Genomic DNA, 21,399 nt, shown 5'->3' on the forward strand with positions numbered 1-21,399 from the left:
CTTTCTTGTATAATTTATTAGTTTTCATATTTCAATTATACCAAAAAAATGTACGATTCCTCGTACATTTTTGCGTTTTTTACTACTTTTTTTCTCTATAAGTCGTTACAGCCCCTTAGCTTTTTTTATCAAATTTATTTGCACATTTAGGACAAGTAATTGTAATTTTTCCACGACCACGTGGCACTCTTACCATTTGTTTACAACTTGGACATAAAAAATATTTATGTGCTTTATCATTATGATTATTTTTAATTACTAAATAACGCTTTTTAATTGGACTTATTAATGATAAGAATTTTTCATTTTCAATTCTTCTTTGATAAATATTACGAGAATACGTACGAAATATTTCATATATTAATATAATCCAAACAATCCATGATAAAATTTGATTTCCAAATATAAATATATTCAAAAAAATTAAAACAATGGCTAGTATCAGCAAAAACATATTAAGCTGATCAGAACCATATCTTCCTGACATAAATCGATATAATGACTCTTGAAATCTTTTCATCTTAACCCTCTTTTCAAAATATAAAATTAGTATAGTGACTAAATATTAATTCTTTATGAATTATCATTATCACGATAATATTTCCGATAATAATTGTTGCTTTCAACTAATAAAGTTTTAAAAAAATGAATTATTGCATCACGGGTATCATTTTGAAGATTTTTAAATTCTTTTAGGGCAGTAACTAAATGTGAAAATGATTTTTCAGTAAAATCATCAACTGTTTTAATATTGGCACTTTCTAAGATAGTAAAGATTGCTTTTATTGCACTTTCACGTGTTTTTAAATCAACCTTTTCTAACCATGATTTAAAAGCATCGGATAAAGCCATACTTTCTTTACTTAATTTATCAACAGTATCAAAATCTTTTCCAATAATTTGCCAAGTAAATCCATTATGTTGCATTAATCCTTTAGCATTACTTTTAATAATTTTTACTGTTTCTAAATTTTCCAACATTATTCCAAAAACAGAATTTTCTGGTATAAATTTTTTAATTTTATCAACTATCATTTTATAATTCGTATGTTGAATCATTTCTTCAGGAAAACCAGGACCATCATAGTTATATATTTGAATGATTTTTTGAGCATCTTTATCATCAATTGTACTAGCTGCAAAAACTGCTAAATTGCCTCCTTTAGAATGCCCCCCTATTCTTATAATTGGTTTTTTTAATCTTCGTTTAAAAATGTTTGAAAATTTGTGTTCGTTGATTATTAAAGAAATTTTACTTTGATAAAAATGTTCAATAATACTCTTAAGATAACTAGCTGCCTGGATTTGTGATTGAACTGGATATTTATAGGTCATCAAAAAATCTTCTTTCCAGCCCAAAATCGTATCATCAGTACCTCGATAAGCAACAAAAATACTATCATCTTCTAATTGATAAGTTATTGCCGCAAATTGTTTAGCGTCATTATAATTTAATTCGTTTACATAATTTGATAGTTTAATGTTTTTAAATCGTTGGCAAGTAGATAAAACTTTTAATAAATTGATTGATTCTTTGATAAAAGAAAATCTATTCATTAATACCGACTCATCATTTTTTAAAAAGAAGTCTTTAGCCACATCCTGTAAAGAACGCGATTGGTTACTTAAAAAAGATGGTACTGTGTCTAAAAATTCTACATAGACTAGTTCGCTTAAAATTAATGCATCGATATCATTAAATGGATCGACCGTCATTAAAAGATCACCACGCCATTTTAAATAGTCATATATATTACTCAAGTACATCCCTCCTTGAATATGTTTGGATTATACCATAGACAATCAGCTATATACAATTAAATATCCATTTCTTAAAAATATATTTAAACTAATAGCTTTTTAAGAAAAATTAAGTTATTATTTAGAAAAAATATAATAGTATTTTTAAATAATCATGCTATTATAATATTAATGGATTAGAAATGATAAATGCAAATGAGGTTGATTTATGAAAAAAATAAAAGGATTAACTTCAATTGAAGTTAAACAGAGAATTTCCGAGGGAAAAGTCAATGTGGCGTATAAACCCAAAGTTAAAAGCAATTTTGAAATTATACTAAGTCACATATTTAACTTATTCAATGCCTACAATTTTATTATAGCTGTAGCTTTGATAGCTGTTAAAGCTTACTCAAGCTTATTTTTTGTCGTTGTAGTTATTTCAAATATCTTTATTCGTGCTCGTCAGGAAATACAATCTAAAAACATGGTTGCTAAACTAAACTTAATTGTGTCACCAAAAACCAAAGTAATTCGTGATGGCAAAGAAAGTTTAATTGATAATGAGGAATTAGTTCTAGATGATATTGTTTATTTTGAAACAGGAAATCAAATCAGTGCCGATGCCGTAATTATTAAAAATAGTGTTGAAGTTGATGAGTCACTATTAACTGGTGAAGCCGATCCGGTCTATAAAGAACCAGGTGATCACCTGCTTTCAGGAAGTTATATTTTAAGTGGTGGCTGCTATTGTCAAATTGAACATGTCGGTAAAGACAATTATGCCAATAAAATCACTGATCAGGCTAGAACTAGAAAACCAGTTGATTCAGTATTATTAAATACTTTTAATAAAGTTACTCGTTATACTAGTTATTTAGTTTTACCACTAAGTATTTTAATGCTTTATCAAGCCTATGTTATTCGTGATCAAAGTATTACTAGTACAATTGTTAATACTGCAACTGCTCTATTAGGAATGTTACCTAAAGGGCTGGTTTTACTTACAAGTGTTTCTTTAGCAGCTAGTGTTGTAAAACTTGGGAAATCAAACACATTAGTTCAAGAAATGTTTAGTATTGAAACATTATCTCGTATAGATGTCTTATGTTTAGATAAAACTGGTACATTAACAGAAGGAAAAATGGAAATCGAAGAAGTTATTAATTTAAAAAATTCACTAAATCTGGAATTATCCCAGATAATGCCTTCTTTTGTAGCTGGTTCGCTAGATAATAATATTACTTTTAAAACTCTTAAAAATTACTTTAAAGGTGAAGCCAAATATGAAACTCTTGATCGTATTGCCTTTTCTTCAGCACGTAAATGGAGTGCTGCTAAGCTAGATGAAGTAGGAACAATCATTGTTGGTGCTCCAGAAATTATTAGACCAGATTTTATCTTAGATAAAAGAATACTTGAAATGCAAAAAGGCGGTGCCCGAGTTTTACTTATTGGACATCATCAAGATTTAGCTACATTATCTGATACTTTAAATGCTACTATTCCAATCGGTCTAGTTATTATTAAAGATCCAATTCGTAATGATGCTCACTCAGCTTTGAAATTCTTTAGTGATAATGATGTTGCTGTAAAAGTAATATCTGGTGACAATCCTGCTACTGTAAGTGCTATTGCTAGTCAAGCAGGTGTAGCTAATGCAACAAAATATATTGATGCTTCTACTCTAACTAGTGATGAAGACTTGGAAAATGCGATATTAAATTATAATGTTATTGGCCGTGCTAGTCCATTTCAAAAACATAAAATGATTTTAGCTTTGCAAAAACATAAATTAAAAGTAGCAATGACTGGTGATGGCGTTAATGATGTTTTAGCTTTAAAAGATGCTGATGTTTCAATAGCAATGGGTTCTGGTTCTGATATTGCTCGTCAAATATCACAGTTTGTAATAATCGATGGTAAGTTAGATACTTTAGTTGAAGTTGTCCGTGAAGGTCGTTTAGTTATTAATAATGTTACTAGATCAGCTTCAATGTATTATTTAAAAACTATCTATACTATTTTACTTTCTATTTTGTCAATTTTAATGAATATTCCATATCCGTTTATTCCTTTCCAAATGACATTATTAGATATGTTTATTGAAGGATTCCCTTCATTTATGATTTTATTTGAAAGAAATATTGAAAAACCTAAAGAATCAATTGGTAATCATGCAATGCGTTTTTCTTTACCAAATGCTTTAGTAATTGTTTTATCAGTTGCTGGAATTCGTTTACTAGCACCTGTATTAGATCTATCATTATCGGAAACATTTACCATTTTATATTTTACAACAGCATTTATTTCTATTCATATGATTTATCGTATTTACAAACCATTAAACTGGTATCGTGGTGGTGTTTTAATTATTGATATTATTGGATTCATTCTTTCAACACCAATTTTCTGGCCATTGTTAGAAATGCATCCACTAAATTCAAAATTATTACAAATCATCTTTATTACGATTCTAGTTTGTATTCCATTTTTGGTAATTATTACTAAAAAAGTTGGTCAATATTTGGATAAAAAAAGAGATACTGAGCCATCTTAAAAAGATTCTCAGTATCTTTTTTTCCTTGTTTTATTAGTCGCATTTAATAGATTTTCATATGCTTTTTTTATTAAAGTATCATATTCTTCACCAAATAAAATTGTTTGATTTTTTAAAAAGATAACTAGACAATAATTTAATTTACGATTATTACGCAAATCGATTAAAGAAACCTGATCAACCAATGTTCTTCTTACAATATCAATTGTTTCTTTTAAAAAATTTATTTCACCATATTTGATATCAACAATTTCATCAAATAAAAATTCTTTACTTTTAAAAATACCACTAACTGCAAAACAATCTTCTTTAATATTTAAAGTATACATCGCTCGACGGCGATATTCTTCAATACCACTGATATAATATAAATTATATTTACTTATATTTGCCATATTATTCTCCTTGGTTCGAATTATATTTTTTTATATCCGCTAATAAATAATCATGTCCTTTAGGTTGTTTGCGACGATATTCTTCAAGTTTTTCTTGATCTAATCTAGTTGCCTCTAAATACAACTCTCGTGAAGAAATTCTTTTAGCCCCCTGCCCTAGAACTATTAATTGCTCAAGAGCATCAGAAGTAACAACCGTAATATTATATTTACTAGCTAATTCATGGGTAGTTCGTTCAATATACATATCTGCAGTCTGAGCCTCTTTTGTATATACAACATAGATATTATGGTATTTTTCACTTGTTCCTAAGTTGTTTTTAACTTTATAAGCGTCAAAAACAAGTATTAAAATACATTTTTTATATCCCTGATAATTACACATTAAATCCATTAATCTAAAACGAGCAGCATCTAGATTATCTTTTACAAGTTCTTTTAATTCAGGCCAGGCATGAATTACATTATAGCCATCTACTAAGATACATTCTGGTTTAGGTTTATAAACCGGTTCTTTTATTAAAGGTTTAGCTTTATGAGACGATTCACCACGATGTTTTAATGGTCCATATGTTTTAGTAAAAATTGCTTCTAATTCTTCATCTTCATCTTGATAGCGTTCTTCTCTATAATTAGTTACTACTGGTTTAGCAGCTTTTTTTGTTTGATATGGAATATGCATATATTTAGGCACTTCATCCCAGCTTACATTAAATCCTGCTCCATGACTACAAAAAACAGAACCAGTAGGATTATTTAGATCAGCTTCACTATCATAATTTATTTGTTCAATAATTTTGTCTTGCTCTTGACAAGGCTGATAGCCATCTAAACGATAAATTAAACGCCCTTTACCTTTAGTATAACTAATAACTTCATTTTGATAATTTTGTATTTTACTAACTGGTGCCTTGCCAGATAAAATAACTTTATCAGCTGTCTGGTCTTTTATTTTAAATTCACCATTCATTAATTCAATATCATAAATTGCTTTACTTAAACTTTCGGCCGGTATTTCTAATGAAAAAGCAAAATATGGTTCTAATAGAACTGATTTAGTCATTTTTAATCCTTGGCGTAAAGCACGATAAGTTGCTTCACGGAAATCGCCACCTTCAGTATGCTTTTGATGAGCCTTACCAGCAACAAGGGTAATTTTCATATCGGTAATTGGTGACCCTGTTAAAACACCTAAATGTTCTTTTTCTTGTAGATGGGTTAATACTAAATGTTGATAATTAATAGGAAGTTGTTCTTCTTTACAATTTAAAGCAAACTGTAAACCACTATCTTTAGGTCCTGGTTCTAATAAAAGATGAACTTCACTATAATGACGTAATGGCTCATAGTGACCAACCCCCTCAACTGGTTCTAAAATTGTTTCTTTATATAAGATTCTTCCAAAATCAAAATCAACATCAATATTAAAACGTTCTTTTATAATATTTTTTAAAACTTCTATTTGAATAGCCCCCATTAACTGAATGTGAATTTCTTGTGAAGAACTATCATAAACAATATGTAATTGTGGATCTTCTTGTGCTAATAACTGTAAGTTAGCTAGCATTTTATGTTGATCACAGTTATCTGGAAGAATAATTCGATAATCCATATAAGAAGATAAAACAGGTGAAATTTCGTCTTTTTCAAAACCTAAGCCTTGTCCAGCCTGAATATTTTTAAAACCTTTTATTGCACAAACATTACCAGCTTCTATTTTATCAACTGTAGTAAATTTGTTTCCCGAATATATTCTAATTTGATCAACTTTTTCATCTTTGTTAATTAAAGATTTTACTTTCAATAAACCACCAGTAATTTTTAAGTGAGTCAAACGATTTCCTTGATCATCATGACTTATCTTATACACTCGAGCACCAAAATCTTCTGGATACTCTTTAGTAGCTATATATTTTGTAAACTGATCAAGAAAATGTTCTATTCCAGACATTTTTAAAGCCGAACCGAAATAAACTGGAAATATATTACGTTTAGCAATTTCATCAACAAGCATATTATCTTCTAAGGTTTGATGTTTTAAATAATAATCTAATAAATTTTCATTATTTAATGCTACATTTTCGAAAAAATCAGTATCTAAATTATCAAAATCATAACATTGTTCGCTAAAATTCTTTTTTAAATCCTCTATAAGCTCATGCTTATCTTTTAAGGAAATGTCCATTTTATTTACAAAAACAAATGTTGGTATTTGATAGTGTTTTAACAAATGCCAAATTGTTTCACTGTGTGCCTGAACTCCATCTAAACCGTTAATTACTAATATTGCATAATCTAAGACCTGAAGTGTACGTTCCATTTCTGTTGAAAAATCAACATGGCCTGGTGTATCTATCAAAGTAATCTTACAATCATTATATTCAAAAACTGCTTGCTTAGAAAAAATTGTAATCCCACGATCTCGTTCTTGATTATTATAATCTAAGAAGGCATCACCATGATCAACACGACCATATTTTCTAATTGCCCCACTTAAATAAAGCATGCTTTCTGTTAATGTAGTTTTTCCTGCATCAACATGGGCTAATATTCCTAAAACTATATTTTTCATTTATAATCATCCTAATTTCTTAATAATAATAATTTAATTATAATAAATATCTAAATAAATACAACTTTATTTTACCACTAATATAAAAAGCATGGTGATAAATTATATCATCACATGCTTTTTTATTGTTTATTAACCTTTATGCACAATCAATTCACAATTGTGAAATTTGTAAATTAACTGTGAATATTATGAATAACTTACTTACAATAACAAACTAATGATTTTTCCGGAACATTGATATACTTTGCAATAACGCCACATTTTACCATTAACAAAAAGTAAATCTTTTTATTTTCTTCTGATAAACTTTCAAAATTAGCTTGTCCTTTAGCAATAACAAAATCACAATTTTGGTAAATCTGATTAAACTGAGCACTTGTTCGTGATAAAATTGTACCTAATGAATTATCTCCATTACTGATTATTGAAGCGTATTCATCAATACCTACTTCATAGGCATCACTTTCAATAGAATCATTTACAACTGGTTTCCCACGAACACCAAAATATATTTTTAAACTGGGATTAAGCTGTTTTATTCTTTTTAACAGCAATTTATCTAAACAAATTTCACCACAATTATCACCTAAATATAAAATAGTTTTAGCTTTTTTTATATCATTAATCAACTTATCAACATGATCTATAGTTAGTGATAAATTATCAATATTATCAAACCAGTCATCTATTTTTGTTATTTCTTGATTATTAATAGGACTAAAGTCAATGATATTACCAATAATTGCATATTTAATAGCTGTTTTGAAAGAATCAATTTTTTTATCAAAATCATCATAGCTTTGTAAAAATAAATTATTATAATATTGACGAATTTCCTGATATGGATCTTCGTTATTTAAATGTTTTTTAACTAATTCGAATATCATTCCGATTATTTCTGGATTTGATTTATTAAAATCAATCTTACTTAATTGTTCAAATACCTGATGATATAAATCATCACGATTAGAACAATTAGTTATATTAGCTACTTTTACCACCTGATTAATTAAACAAGGCAAACACTTCTCATTAATCTTCATCTGTTAATCTCCAAGTTATTTTTATTAAAAGTTATTCACATTATTCACAAAACTATTTTTCAGCTAGTGCTTTTAACCCTTCTTTATCTAAGCGATAAGTAGTCCATTCATCTAATGGTTTAGCATTTAATGATAAATAGAAATCAATACTTGGCTGATTCCAATTTAAACATACCCATTCCATGCGACCACAATCTATTTCATTGGCAATTTTAACTAGTTGTTTAAAGATTGCTTTTCCATATCCTTTACCACGATATTGAGGCCAGACAAAAATATCTTCTAAATATAAGCCTGATTTACCGACAAAAGTTGAAAAATTATGAAAGAACAAAGCAAAACCTACTTCAACATTATCAACAATGGCAAAAATAACTTCTGCTCTTTGTTTTTCAAATAAATATTCGTGTAGTAATTCTTCTGTTGTTTCAACTTCATCAAGCATTTTTTCATACTCAGCGATACCTTTAATAAATTTTAAAATTAATGGTACATCTTTTTCAGTTGCAAATCTAAATGCTAATTGTTTGTCCATAAATATCCCCCTTTTATTGCATAAATAGTATATCATTATTTGTCATTTGTTACTAGTAGCTATTATTTTGGTATAAATTTATTATTGAGGATTATTTAAGTATTGTTCAATAACTTCTTGATCAAGTGATTCACCAATAACAATTATAATTTCTTGTCCTTGATTTATTGGTTGAATGTTGATTTCATTTTTAGTTGCATTTAACTGATACCAGTTATTGTTTTGATCTTGAATAAATCCTTTAACCCGAAATACATGACCACATTTAGGATCACTTATAATCTTATTTACTTGTTGTTTTAAAATATCAATATTAATTTTTACATTCATAAAATATAGTGATGAATAGGTTTGATTTTGATTAAAATGTAATTTTTGATAGTTTGTAACAACATACCCACTATCTACAATTACTCTAAAATCTTCATCACTAAAATCATTCCAGTTTTTACAAATAATCACATCATCGATTATCCGTTTACAAGAAACAGCTTTTAAAGCATCATTAATATGATTAACAGTATTGCTGATAGCCATCTTAGAGGCATCTTGAACGCGACTAAAGATAATTTTACCAGCATTTGCAACTTGTGAAGCTAATAAAAAATTAGACTCCTTAGACAAGTTTTCTTCTAGTGAGGCATCAACAATTGCAATTACATTGCCTATTTCATACCAGTTTTGTAATGGGTCTTCATATAAAAGATCAAAAAAATCATCTACATCAAAAATTCCTGAAGGTTCAATTAAAACTCGATCATAGCCAACCATTTTCATTGCAATCAATTTAGTTTTAAAACGACGACGATAGGTTTGTAAATCACTACCGCCAGAAATCATTTCTAAATCACAACAATCGCCAACATTTTCTTGCAGTAACATCATATCAACATTAACTGCTCCAAAATCATTTTCAATAATACCAACTTTTAAATTCTGTTTTACTAAATATTTAGCATAATTTATCATAAATGTTGTTTTTCCAGCTCCTAAAAAACCGGTAATTAAATCTATTTTTATCATTTAAAACTACTCCTTTTTTACTTTGTTATTATTATAAACAAAACCGCTAAATTATTAAAGAAAAGTAATAATATTTACATTGATCTTAATCAAAATAAAAACATGTTATTGCATTAATAATACATAACATGTCTAGTAATTATAAATTTTTTTCAATAATATCTAATATATAAGCATAAACTTCCTGACAATTCTTTCCATGAAGAATATCATGACGCATATTTTCAAACAATTTTATCTTTTTTATATTAGCTCCCTGTTTTAATAATAACGTTGCCGCTTTATTTACGCCTTTACCAAATTCACCAACTGCATCATTTTTACCTGATAATAAATAAACAGGACATTGCAAATATATTTTAGCTTTAGAATCATTAGTAATGATCATCCCATTCAATAATTCTCTAAATAATCCAGCACTAACATGTTTTAAACATAACGGATCATTTAAATATTGTTTTCTTGCTTTTTTATCTTCGAGTAGCCAGTCAGCATTACTCGAAGCATCTTTAAATTTTTTATTATAATTTTTAAAAGCTAAATTATCTATTAATGATGTAGAGTACTCTTCACCAGCTTTTTTTCCGTTTTGTTTAACAACAAATTTTACCATTTTTAATAAAATTGGTGATTGATAACCAGTCCCTAATAATAAACAAGCATTTATTTTTAAAGAGCGATTTTCAATCATTAAATTCCTAACAATAAAAGAACCTAATGAAAATCCTATCAAATAATAAGGTAAATCAGGATATTTTTCTTTTATTTGTAAATAACTATTATAAACATCATTAACAACATTTTCCCAGCTACCTTCTTTACCAAAATAACCTTTAATATGCCCCTGGTATAATGATTTACCATGACCTACTAAATCAATGCCATAAATAATAAAACCATGATTTGTACAATAATTAGCAAATTCTTGATACCGTCCCATATGCTCTGTTATTCCATGGACTATTTGGATAATACCTCTGATTTTTCCTTGGGGTTTAAAAATGTATGAATATATTTTTGTATCTTGCATATATTTTAATCATCTCTTTTCTATTTCAAGATTATCAAATTTGTATTTTCATTAGATATTAATAGGCAAAATTCAAAATTGTGTATTAGAATATCATTTTATTGTTGTTCGTGTTTATATAAATTATCTAAGCTATCTAAAATAGCTGTCCCAATTCCTTCAATGCTAAAAAGTTCTAATAAAATACTATGTTCCATTAACCCATCAATGATATGAACACGATGAACTCCGCCATTAATAGCTTTAATAGCATTTTGCACCTTTAAATTTAAATACCCTATTTGTTCATGATACTTATTATATTCAATTAACGTAGCTAATGACATAATTGGAAGCATTTGACCATTATCATCAAACAATCCTTTATCTTTAGACATAAAGATCAATTTATCAGCCTTTAGTTTAACAGCGATTTCTCTTGCAGTATCTTCAACAAAAATATTTTCACTTTCAGTTTGAATATCATTAGGAATCACAACTGGTATATATTGATTATCAATCAATATCCTAATCGTTTGTAAATCAATCCCACAAATACCAATAGCTTTTAAATTATTTGTTTCTAATAATGCTGCTATTCTTTTGTTTTCTCTAAAAATATCGACACCACTTTTATTAGAATGAACAACTACTGGATGTACTCCTAAAAAATGTAATAAAGATATATCCTGCATAATTCTTTTTTCTTGTTCAGGTGATGCATAATTATTACAACTATATTGAATAACCATTATTTTTCCTTCAAAATCTTGCATATATGGCAAAGCATCAGTTAAAATATCAGCTTTTATTTTATATGAATCATTCATGGTCCTCACTCCTTTATTTAAATATCCAGAACTATTAATACTTGTTAATAATTATTATTTAAATCTATGATTTGTTGACTAGCAAGCATCAATTCGCTTTTTAACTTAGCTGAACATGAATATTTTGTAAGATATTCTTGAATATAGGTTTCGATGTTTTCAATTTCTTGATTACTATACAAAACTTCTGCTAAGCCGACAATTAAACTAGCCAATTTTTTATCTTTATTTACATAATTTTCTTTGTACATATTATCAATTATTATTGATTTTGTTAGCCAATTAATTAATTTTTCTTTTTGAATTTCATTAATATTGATAGATCGTTTCCAAAGTTTAAGATATTTTTCAAAATTATTTTTATCAAAATCAGAAATATCGAAATAATTTTCTAATTCTTCTATAATGTTTTTATCAGCAACAAAATTTAGATTATGATCTTTTAATAACATTATTGATAAAAACATAAATATTTCTTTAATATCCAAAGATTCAATTTCATCTAGTTTTTCAATTATATCAAAATCATTTAATAAGTAATTAATAATTTGTCTTTGATAATTATTGAGACAATTAATTGCATATTCTTCAGCTTGACTACTAAAAATAACGTTATCATCTTGATAATTTATCTGTTTAAAAGTTTCTTTTATATAGTCAAAATCACATTTTTCGCTATACAATCGTAAACAATTAAATACAGTTGGATTAGATAAAAATGCTACTTCATAAAGAAAGGCTTTATCACTATAATATGGTATTAGTGTCTTAGCAATGTTAGCTCTTGCAATAAATTGTTCAGGTATTTTAGTAATTGCTTGTAATCCAATTTTTACTGCCTGGTTAATATCATTTTTCTTTAAGTATAGATTAATTGTTTCTTGATAAAGTAATGGATGTATCTCACCAATCTTAGTAACTGTAGTCGTTAATTTATCAATACCTCCATCTAAATAACAAGCATCTTTTATTAAATTAGCCGCTAAATCACCTGGTTCATTTTCTAAAAAATCAATCCAGTTTTGATAAAACTGATGATCAAATTTTAATTCCTGACTGCCAAAAGCTAATAGATCACTAAACACTAAATCTTGTTTTCCATATTGTTTAAAAATTAGATATATCTCTTCAATACTTTTGTTTATATTAAATGCTGCATATAAAAAATTTTGATAATACACATATTTTACAACCCATATTAAATTTCGATCATATAGATCATTTAAAGATAGCTCTTCAACATATCCATACTCATTATTAGTCACTACTATCAGTTGTGATAATTTATCTAAAATCTCAAATCCTATTAAATAATCTTCATTTTCTATTAATTTAATTGCTGTAGATATATAATTATTTAAAGCTATTAATAATTTACAGTTAGTTAAATAAACTGTGTTACTATTATAATCATGAACAGATTCATCGTAGTATTCTTCTTCCCGACTTTCAATCCATAATTCTTGATTTTCTACTTCATCAATAAATTGATCAAATTCATCTTGGTTAAATTGAACGTCTTCAATTGTTTTTGAAGTAAGTGATTTTAATAAATCATGCCAATTACTCTTATTACAAGTTCTTGCATAATTATATATCCAATCTGTTTTTTCTTGTTCACTCATGTTTTTAATTAATTTTTTTACATCATCAATATAGTCTTTATATTCCATATTAGTCCCTCTATTTATTAAATATTTTAAAGCAGCTTTTAATAATATTCTATTTTATAATTATATTGCATATTTCAGATTACAACAATATTTACAAAATAACAAAATTTAAAAAAATCACGAAAACCGCTAATTATTAGCAATAATCACATTTTTTTGTTATAATGAAAAAGTTGGTAATTGTACAAATGTTTAAACATTAATACAATATTATCAGATAACTAAAAATTTAAGTGTTATAGATAATACCTAATAATTTGTTATTTTCTATAATTTTACATCAAATAATCAAAAGCAATATTTAACTTACCCCAATAAAACTAGTTATTGTTTTAAAAATGATAATAAATGATTTGGTTTTATAGCTTGATAAAGTATTTTGTAATAAAATTTTGCCAAAATATTTTATAATGATTATTAAAAACTTTTTTAGTTAAAATGATTAAAACCAATAATATAAACTTAACTTTCTTTTTATTAAAGTATTTAAGTTTATTGATAAAACCTAAATAGCTGGGGTTTTCCAATTAAACGATTAATTGGTTTAGACACTATAAATTATTAAGGAGGAAAATATGGAAAATTCTAAAGAAAATTCTAAAAAAATCGTTTGGTATAACCTGGCGTTTATGGCATTTTCTACTGTATGGGGTTTTGGAAATGTTGTTAATGGCTTTGTTTATTTCAACGGAATTCAAGTTATTTTCAGCTGGATTTTAATGTTCGCTCTTTATTTCGTACCATATGCTTTAATGGTAGGTGAATTAGGATCAGCATTTAAAAATTTAGGTGGTGGTGTAAGTTCATGGATTCATGAAACAATGGGACCAAAACTTGCTTATTATGCCGGTTGGACTTATTGGGCATGTCACATTACTTATATTGCAAGTAAAGGAAGTGGTGGTTTAAAGGCATTAAGCTGGGCTATTTTCCGCGATGCCGAAACTTATGATACTTTACCAACACTTGGTATTCAGCTTGCTACTTTAGCAGTCTTTTTATTTTTCTGCTGGGTTGCTAGCCGTGGATTAAATCCATTAAAAAAACTAGCTACTATTGCTGGAACTAGTATGTTTGTTATGTCTATTTTATACATTATTATGATGTTTGCAGCACCAGCAATTAACCCAAATGGTGGTTTTGTTTCACTAGATTTTAGTTGGGATAAAATAATCCCTCAGTTTAATACCAATTATTTTACATCGCTGTCCATTCTAGTCTTTGCAGTTGGTGGTTGTGAAAAAATATCACCTTATGTAAATAAGGTAGAAAATCCTTCCAAAGGATTTCCTAAAGGTATGATTACTCTAGCAATTATGGTTGTAGTTTGTGCTATTTTAGGAACAATTGCAATGGGTATGATGTTTGATCCAGCAGTTATCAATGCTAGTGAAGAATCATTTAATTCATATGTATCTAATGGTGCTTATTGGGCTTTCCAATCTTTAGGTGAATATTATCATGTTGGTGATGCTTTAATGATTATTTATGCATTATGTAATATGATTGGACAATTTTCAACTTTAGTATTAAGTATCGATGCTCCATTAAGAATGTTATTAGATAACGAAGATGCTCGTCAATTTATTCCTTCAAAATTATTGAAGAAAAATAAATACGGTGCATATATCAATGGTATTAAAATGGTTGTAGTTTTATCAGGATCTATTATTTTAATTCAATCATTTGTTCCAGGCGCTGCTGCAGTATTAACACAATTAAATAAGTTAAATTCTGTATGTATGCCACTTCGTTATTTATGGGTATTTGTTGCTTATATTGCTTTACGAAGAGCTATTGAAAAATTCCCTGCTGAATATCGATTTGTTAAAAATCAAGCAGTAGCAAAATTCTTTGGCTGGTGGTGCTTTATTGTAACGGCAGCATGTTGTTTATTAGGTATGTATTCAACTGATACTTTCACTATGCTTTTAAACGTTATTACCCCAATTATTTTAACAGCATTAGGATTAATTATGCCTGCTATTAAAAAACGTGAAAAAGAAGCAATTGAATAAAAAATCAGACATATCCTTTTGGTAACCCAGGAGGATATGTTATGATATACAAAAAAAAGGAGGTATCATAATATATGTATAAAGAGATTTCTCGAGAATTATTAGATTTTCTTCAAAAAAGTCCAACTGCATTTCATGCTGTTGAAAACATTAGAAATGAATTATTAGAAAATGGATTTGTAGAAATATTAGAAAGTCAACGCTGGGATATTACACCTGGTGGTAAATATTTTGTAACAAGAAATAATTCAAGTATCATTGCATTCCATGTTGGAACAAAATTAGATAACTATGGTTTCAATGTAGCTGCTTCACACACTGATTATCCAACTTTTAAAATTAAAGAAAATGCTGAAATTGAAGTAAAAGGAAAATATACTCAATTAAATACTGAAGGTTATGGTGGCATGTTATGTGCAACCTGGTTTGATAAACCTTTATCTATCGCTGGTAGAGTTTTAGTTAAAGAAGGAAATCAATTTATAACTAGATTATTAAATATTGATCGTGACCTTGTTTTAATACCTAACATGGCTATTCATATGAACCGCGGAGTAAATGAAGGTTATGCTTATAATAAGCAAATCGATATGTTACCTTTGTTTGGTGGGGCTCAAACTAAACCTGGTGATTTTAAAAAATTAATTGCTAATGAATTAAATGTTGATGAAAAAGATATTTATGGTAGTGATTTATATTTATATAACCGTACTGCTCCATCAATTTGGGGTGCTAATGAAGAATTTATCTCATCAGCTCATCTTGATGACTTGCAATGTGGATTTACATCACTAAAAGGATTCCTTGCCGGTTATAATGATGAATCAATTAATGTGCTAGCATGTTTTGATAATGAAGAAGTTGGTTCACAATCAAAACAAGGTGCTGGATCAACATTCTTATATGATGTATTAAAACGTGTCAATGCTGCGCTTGGAAAAACTGAAGAAGACTATTATCGAGCTCTTGCCTGTAGTTTTATGTTAAGTGCTGACAATGCTCATGCAGTACATCCAAATCATCCAGGTAAAACTGATGTTGCAAACTGTGTTTATATGAATGAAGGTGTTGTCGTAAAATCACATGCTGGTCAAAAATATACTAGCGATGGTGTTAGTATCGCCATTTTAAAAGACTTATGCCAAAAAGCCGATGTTCCTTTACAATTCTATGCAAACCGTTCTGATGAATTAGGTGGTAGTACTTTAGGAAATATCGCTATGTCACAAGTATCAATGAATAGTGTTGATATTGGTTTACCACAGCTGGCAATGCATTCAACATATGAAACTGCTGGTGTTAAAGATACTTACTATATGGTTCAATTAATGAAAGCTTTCTTTAATTCGCATATTAGTGAAGTAAGTCATTCTATTTTGAAGGTTCAATAATGAAGAAAAAAGAGAAAAAATATGATTTATATGATGAAAATATTGCTTTAATTAAATCATTAAATGATCAATATTTTAATTGGTATCAAGAAATTGAAGCATATGTTTTTAGACATCAATCTATGAGTTTAAAAGTAAATATTATATTGTCTGAAGTTTTAAATCAACTTTTAAAACATCAGGAAAATATAAATGATATCTCAAAATTCACTCGTTTATCAACTAAAAACTATGTTCAACAAATCGAAAAGAACATAAATTTCAAAGCTAAAATTAAAGAGATGAAATATAATGATGAACAGCGATATACGATATCTGGCCTTTGGATTACTATGTGCGGTTATATTGTTTTGATGTTTATTAAAGAATTTTTGACAGGTCATTATTTGATTCATATTTCTATTGATTTTCTCGTTGCTGTTTTTGCATTTTATATTACGCTTCATCAATTTATTAAACAATATCGTATTATAAAACGCTACCAATTAAAAATTCAATCGTTTTCTATTCAATTGATTGGTGTTATTGTATCAATATTTGTAATTGTATTAACATTAAAGAGTCCTTTTGATATTTCTTTTTTAATCATGGTAATTGCTTATATAACTAGTCAAAGAATCATGAAAAAAGAAATTAATCTTAAAAGACTATAACGCGTTAAAATAACTAATTGCGTTTAATTTCAAACAAAAAGCACATACTCGAATGAGTGATGTGCTTTTTTTTAAACAATTAGATATAAGTACAATTGAAATTTTAAAATCTAATCATTTTTCCTTAGAAAATAATCTTTTTATTTCATTAAATATTTTAAGATTCCTCAGATTATCATTAGTAACCAGGAACAATATATTTTAATAATTATTTTTCAATCATCAGCTTCTTCCCTAAAAAATATTTAATTACCCGATGACAATAAATATATTGTATTAAAGAATAACATATGTTTTATTATTACGGTATTTAAGTTATAATTATTTTATAATTCAAAGGAGAATAGTATGTTAAAAGATTATCATTTATTAAAACAAACTTTACCTTTTTGGCAACATCTTAACCAAAATGAAAAAAATATTTTAATTAATAATGCTTCAATTATCGAATATCAAAGTGGGCAATTAATCCACCATGGTAAAAATGATTGTGTCGGAATCTTAATTATCGTTAGTGGCAAACTTCGCACTTATATGATTTCTAATGAAGGCAAAGAAATTACCTTATTTTATTTACAGCCACATAATGTTTGTGTTTTATCTGCAGCTTGCATTTTAGATTCTATCGATTTTGAAGTTTTAGTGGAAGCAAAAACAACCTGCCAAATAATTCAAATTAGTTCTGCGGCTTTTTTACAACTGTCAAAACAAAATATATACGTCGAATTATTTTCATATAAACTGGCAACAGAACGTTTTTCCGATGTAATGTGGGCGATGCAGCAATTATTATTTATGAGTTTTGATCAGCGCTTAGCTGCATATCTAATCGAAGCAAGTGATCGTACTAATAGTCTGGATATTAAAATAACTCATGAACAGATTGCCCAAGATTTAAACTCTGCACGCGAAGTAGTTTCTAGAATGTTAAAGCATTTTGCAAAAGAAGGCTATGTTCATTTATCAAGAGGAAAGATCCACTTAATCAACAAACAAGCCTTAGCATCGTTAAAATAATAATTTTGTTAAATAAATAGATTTACATTGCCTTCTTCTGCATCTCCTAAATAACTAGCGACACCACCAAATTCTACACCATCGATTAATTCGTCTTTAGTAATTCCCATAATATCCATTGACATTGTACAAGCAACTAATCTTACTCCGTTGGCCATTGCAGTTTTCATTAGGGTTTCTAAAGAATCAACATTTTTGTCATTCATAACTTTTTTAAGCATCGCTGTCCCCATTCCTGCCATATTCATTTTTGATAATTTTAACTTCTGACTTCCTCGTGGCATCATTAAGCCAAATAATTTATCAATTAGTGGCTTTTTCACTTTTACATGTTCACTTTTACGTAACGCATTTAATCCCCAAAATGTAAAGAACATGGTCACGGGACGATTCATTGCTGCTGCACCATTTGCAATAATAAATGATGCTAATACTTTATCCAAATCTCCACTAAATACTACTAAGGTTTTTCCTTCTTTAACTTCTGATTTTTTTACTGTCGAAGCCGTTCCTTTTTTAATATAGGCAATATTTTCTTGAGCAACACGTTCACTTTTTAATAATGTGTTGCCTGTTTTATCACACCATGAAGCAACATCTTTTAAAAAGCCCATATCACTAGCAGAAACTTTTAAAATTTCATCATTTTCCATCTCATTTAAAGTTTCGTTTACTTTCATAATTGGACCAGGACACTGTAATCCACAACAATCTAAAATTTTCATCTCCTGATCACTATTAATATTAGGATGATCATTAGAACTATTTTTCTTTTTAGTTACTTTTTGTTGATAATGCATTGATTTATAAAAACTTGTTCCTCCAGATAAAATCGCAACTCGTTTAAATCCATTTTGCATTAAAATTCTAGCAGCATTATAAGAACGAACCCCAATTGCACAGTATGGAATAATTAACTTACTTTTATCTAATTCATTTATTCGTTGACGTAATTTTCCAAGTGGAATATGGTACGAATCTTTGATTGCAAAAACCATTCGTTCCATTTCTTCAGTAACATCTAAGATGACAAAATCATCTTTTTTATCTTCTAAAAGCGCATCAACTTCATCCCATTCAATGAATCTTGCTTTATGACTTAAGATATTTTCTGCTACGTATCCTAACATATTAACAGGATCTTTTGCTGAAGAAAAAGGCGGTGCATATGATAATTCCAATTCCATTAAATCATAAATTGTTCCCTTTAATCTAATCGTTGTTGCTAAAGTATCAATTCGCTTATCAACTCCATCTTGGCCAACTATTTGAGCACCATAAATTTTACCATCAGCATCAAAAATCATCTTTAGAGTTAAATTAGTAGCACCAGGATAATAACCAGCATGAGACTTTTGATTAATCAAAGCGGTAAAATAATCTTTATTTTTAACTTTTTTCATAGCTTTTAGTTGTTTTTCATTAATTCCCACACTAGCTGCATTTAAATCAAAGACCTTAGCAATCGCACTTCCTTGACTACCATGATATTTTTTTTGATCACCACATAAGTTATCAGCTAAAATACGGGCTTGTTTATTAGCCGGTCCAGCTAAAGGAATCATTGTTTTTTCTTTTGTGATAAAATTGTCAACTTCAATTACATCACCAACTGCATAAATATGATTAGCTGATGTTTTTAAATATTCATCGACAATTATTCCTTTTTTAGCGTTCAAAGCTAAATTAGCTTTTGCAGCTAATTCACTATTAGGTTTAACCCCAATTGACAAAACGACCATATCAACAATAACTTCCTGACCACTTGTTAAAATAATTTTAATCTTTTCACCAGCATCTTCAAAAGCTTTTACTCCATCATTTAAAATTAAATCAACACCGTTAGCAATAATATTTTCATGAAGCAAATTTGCCATTTCTAAATCAAGCGGTGCCATAACTTGATTTTGCATTTCAATTAATGTAACTTCAAGATTTGCGTGGTCAAGATTTTCAGCCATTTCTAAGCCAATAAAACCACCGCCAATTACAGCTGCACTGCTTATTTTATTTTCATTAATGTAACTCTTAATATTATCCATGTCATTAACGTTCCATAAAGTAAAAATATTTTTATGATCAATGCCTGGAATTTGTGGTTTTAATGGTGATGAACCAGTTGCAATCACTAAGTCATCATAACTTTCTTCATAAGTCTTGTCTGTTTTTAAGTCTTTAACAATTACTTTTTTCGCATCAGGATCAATCTCTAAAACCTCGTTTTTAATTCTAACATCAATATTATATTTATCTTTCATCGCTTCTGGAGTTTGTAATAGTAAAGCATCACGACTTTTGATTGTATCACCAATATAGTATGGCAAACCACAATTGGCATACGAAATATATTCTCCTCTTTCAAATACAATAATTTCTCTATTTTCATCACGACGACGAAGCCTTGTGGCAGTTGTTGCCCCACCGGCAACACCACCAATAATTAAAGTTCTTTTATTCATAATCTTTCTCCTTATCATAACTAATTCACCAATATCATAACCGTTTTAACAAAATAGTTCTGTAACTAAATCACATAACTAAATAAAAAAATGGTATTAAGACTACTTAAAACAATTATTTTATTTTCATCAATCGTTAAATAAAATCTTTGCCAATCTTCATTAGTAAAAACAACTTCAGTTTCTTTAAAATCATGAATAACAATAATGACTTTTTTTGACTACTGTTAATAATTACCCATAGATATTATCACCTAGGTAAATTTATCTTATTATAAATTTGAACTTATTTTGATTAAACTAATAATTTTATCGTAATTAATCATATCTATGGTATTATTAATTTAAGGCTAGGTGAATTAATCTGAATAAAAAATAGAAATGGAAATATGGATTTTACCAAAAAAGTGCATAATGCCCCTTTCCCCAAATGAAAGGCTATTCTGTTTGAGGTGAGTTGTTAGATTTCTTGATGATA

At 27.9% G+C, this 21,399-nt stretch carries 16 protein-coding genes; 5 read left to right on the forward strand and 11 right to left on the reverse strand.

The features are described from left to right. Positions 1-115 precede the first annotated feature (115 nt). Positions 116-520 (reverse strand): hypothetical protein, encoded by a 405-nt coding sequence (locus B5E92_RS12420; protein WP_087302675.1) that lies wholly within the window; start codon positions 518-520, stop codon positions 116-118. Between the two features lie 53 nt (positions 521-573). Continuing rightward, a complete protein-coding gene (locus B5E92_RS12425) occupies positions 574-1,767 on the reverse strand; it encodes an Mbeg1-like protein (protein WP_394335299.1) in 1,194 nt (397 codons plus the stop codon). A gap of 202 nt (positions 1,768-1,969) precedes the next feature. Here B5E92_RS12425 and B5E92_RS12430 point away from each other — a divergent pair, with 202 nt between their 5' ends. Continuing rightward, complete coding sequence (locus B5E92_RS12430; RefSeq protein ID WP_087302679.1) at positions 1,970-4,300, forward strand: HAD-IC family P-type ATPase; 2,331 nt, start codon at positions 1,970-1,972, stop codon at positions 4,298-4,300. Between the two features lie 8 nt (positions 4,301-4,308). Here the strand turns inward: B5E92_RS12430 and B5E92_RS12435 are convergent, their stop codons facing one another. The 8 genes from B5E92_RS12435 to B5E92_RS12470 form a co-directional block, all read right to left on the reverse strand. Next, positions 4,309-4,695 (reverse strand): hypothetical protein, encoded by a 387-nt coding sequence (locus tag B5E92_RS12435; RefSeq protein ID WP_087302681.1) that lies wholly within the window; start codon positions 4,693-4,695, stop codon positions 4,309-4,311. Position 4,696: 1 nt separating this feature from the next. Beyond that, positions 4,697-7,267 (reverse strand): translation factor GTPase family protein, encoded by a 2,571-nt coding sequence (locus tag B5E92_RS12440; RefSeq protein ID WP_087302683.1) that lies wholly within the window; start codon positions 7,265-7,267, stop codon positions 4,697-4,699. 200 nt (positions 7,268-7,467) lie between these two features. After that, positions 7,468-8,313: a DUF89 domain-containing protein gene (locus tag B5E92_RS12445; RefSeq protein ID WP_087302685.1), complete on the reverse strand. Its 846-nt coding sequence runs from the start codon at positions 8,311-8,313 to the stop codon at positions 7,468-7,470. A 52-nt stretch (positions 8,314-8,365) separates the two neighbouring features. Beyond that, positions 8,366-8,848, reverse strand: a complete 483-nt coding sequence (locus B5E92_RS12450; RefSeq protein ID WP_087302687.1) for a GNAT family N-acetyltransferase — start codon at positions 8,846-8,848, stop codon at positions 8,366-8,368. A gap of 81 nt (positions 8,849-8,929) precedes the next feature. Further along, positions 8,930-9,871 (reverse strand): GTP-binding protein, encoded by a 942-nt coding sequence (locus B5E92_RS12455; RefSeq protein WP_087302689.1) that lies wholly within the window; start codon positions 9,869-9,871, stop codon positions 8,930-8,932. Positions 9,872-10,010: 139 nt separating this feature from the next. Continuing rightward, positions 10,011-10,901 (reverse strand): alpha/beta fold hydrolase, encoded by an 891-nt coding sequence (locus tag B5E92_RS12460; RefSeq protein ID WP_087302691.1) that lies wholly within the window; start codon positions 10,899-10,901, stop codon positions 10,011-10,013. 98 nt (positions 10,902-10,999) lie between these two features. After that, complete coding sequence (locus tag B5E92_RS12465) at positions 11,000-11,710, reverse strand: acetylglutamate kinase (RefSeq protein ID WP_087302693.1); 711 nt, start codon at positions 11,708-11,710, stop codon at positions 11,000-11,002. Positions 11,711-11,754: 44 nt separating this feature from the next. Then, positions 11,755-13,383, reverse strand: coding sequence for a hypothetical protein (locus B5E92_RS12470; RefSeq protein ID WP_087302695.1), 1,629 nt, complete (start codon positions 13,381-13,383; stop codon positions 11,755-11,757). A gap of 575 nt (positions 13,384-13,958) precedes the next feature. On the opposite strand from B5E92_RS12470, the gene B5E92_RS12475 reads away from it, so the two are divergent. The 4 genes from B5E92_RS12475 to B5E92_RS12490 all read left to right on the forward strand — a co-directional run bounded on the left by B5E92_RS12475 (position 13,959) and on the right by B5E92_RS12490 (position 18,462). Then, positions 13,959-15,401 carry an APC family permease gene (locus B5E92_RS12475; protein ID WP_087302697.1) on the forward strand — a complete coding sequence of 481 codons (1,443 nt, stop codon included), beginning with the start codon at positions 13,959-13,961 and terminating at the stop codon, positions 15,399-15,401. Positions 15,402-15,475: 74 nt separating this feature from the next. Beyond that, complete coding sequence (locus B5E92_RS12480) at positions 15,476-16,792, forward strand: M18 family aminopeptidase (protein WP_087302699.1); 1,317 nt, start codon at positions 15,476-15,478, stop codon at positions 16,790-16,792. Beyond that, complete coding sequence (locus B5E92_RS15860) at positions 16,792-17,445, forward strand: hypothetical protein (protein WP_239406467.1); 654 nt, start codon at positions 16,792-16,794, stop codon at positions 17,443-17,445. The genes B5E92_RS12480 and B5E92_RS15860 overlap by 1 nt, the downstream gene beginning before the upstream one ends. A gap of 348 nt (positions 17,446-17,793) precedes the next feature. Continuing rightward, positions 17,794-18,462 (forward strand): Crp/Fnr family transcriptional regulator, encoded by a 669-nt coding sequence (locus B5E92_RS12490; RefSeq protein WP_087302702.1) that lies wholly within the window; start codon positions 17,794-17,796, stop codon positions 18,460-18,462. 8 nt (positions 18,463-18,470) lie between these two features. Here B5E92_RS12490 and B5E92_RS12495 read toward each other — a convergent pair whose 3' ends face one another. Next, positions 18,471-20,921: an FAD-dependent oxidoreductase gene (locus B5E92_RS12495; RefSeq protein WP_087302704.1), complete on the reverse strand. Its 2,451-nt coding sequence runs from the start codon at positions 20,919-20,921 to the stop codon at positions 18,471-18,473. Between the last annotated feature and the right edge of the window lie 478 nt (positions 20,922-21,399).

Origin of the sequence: Erysipelatoclostridium sp. An15 (assembly GCF_002160675.1) — a bacterium.
GTDB classification, from domain to species: domain Bacteria; phylum Bacillota_I; class Bacilli_A; order Erysipelotrichales; family Coprobacillaceae; genus Thomasclavelia; species Thomasclavelia merdavium.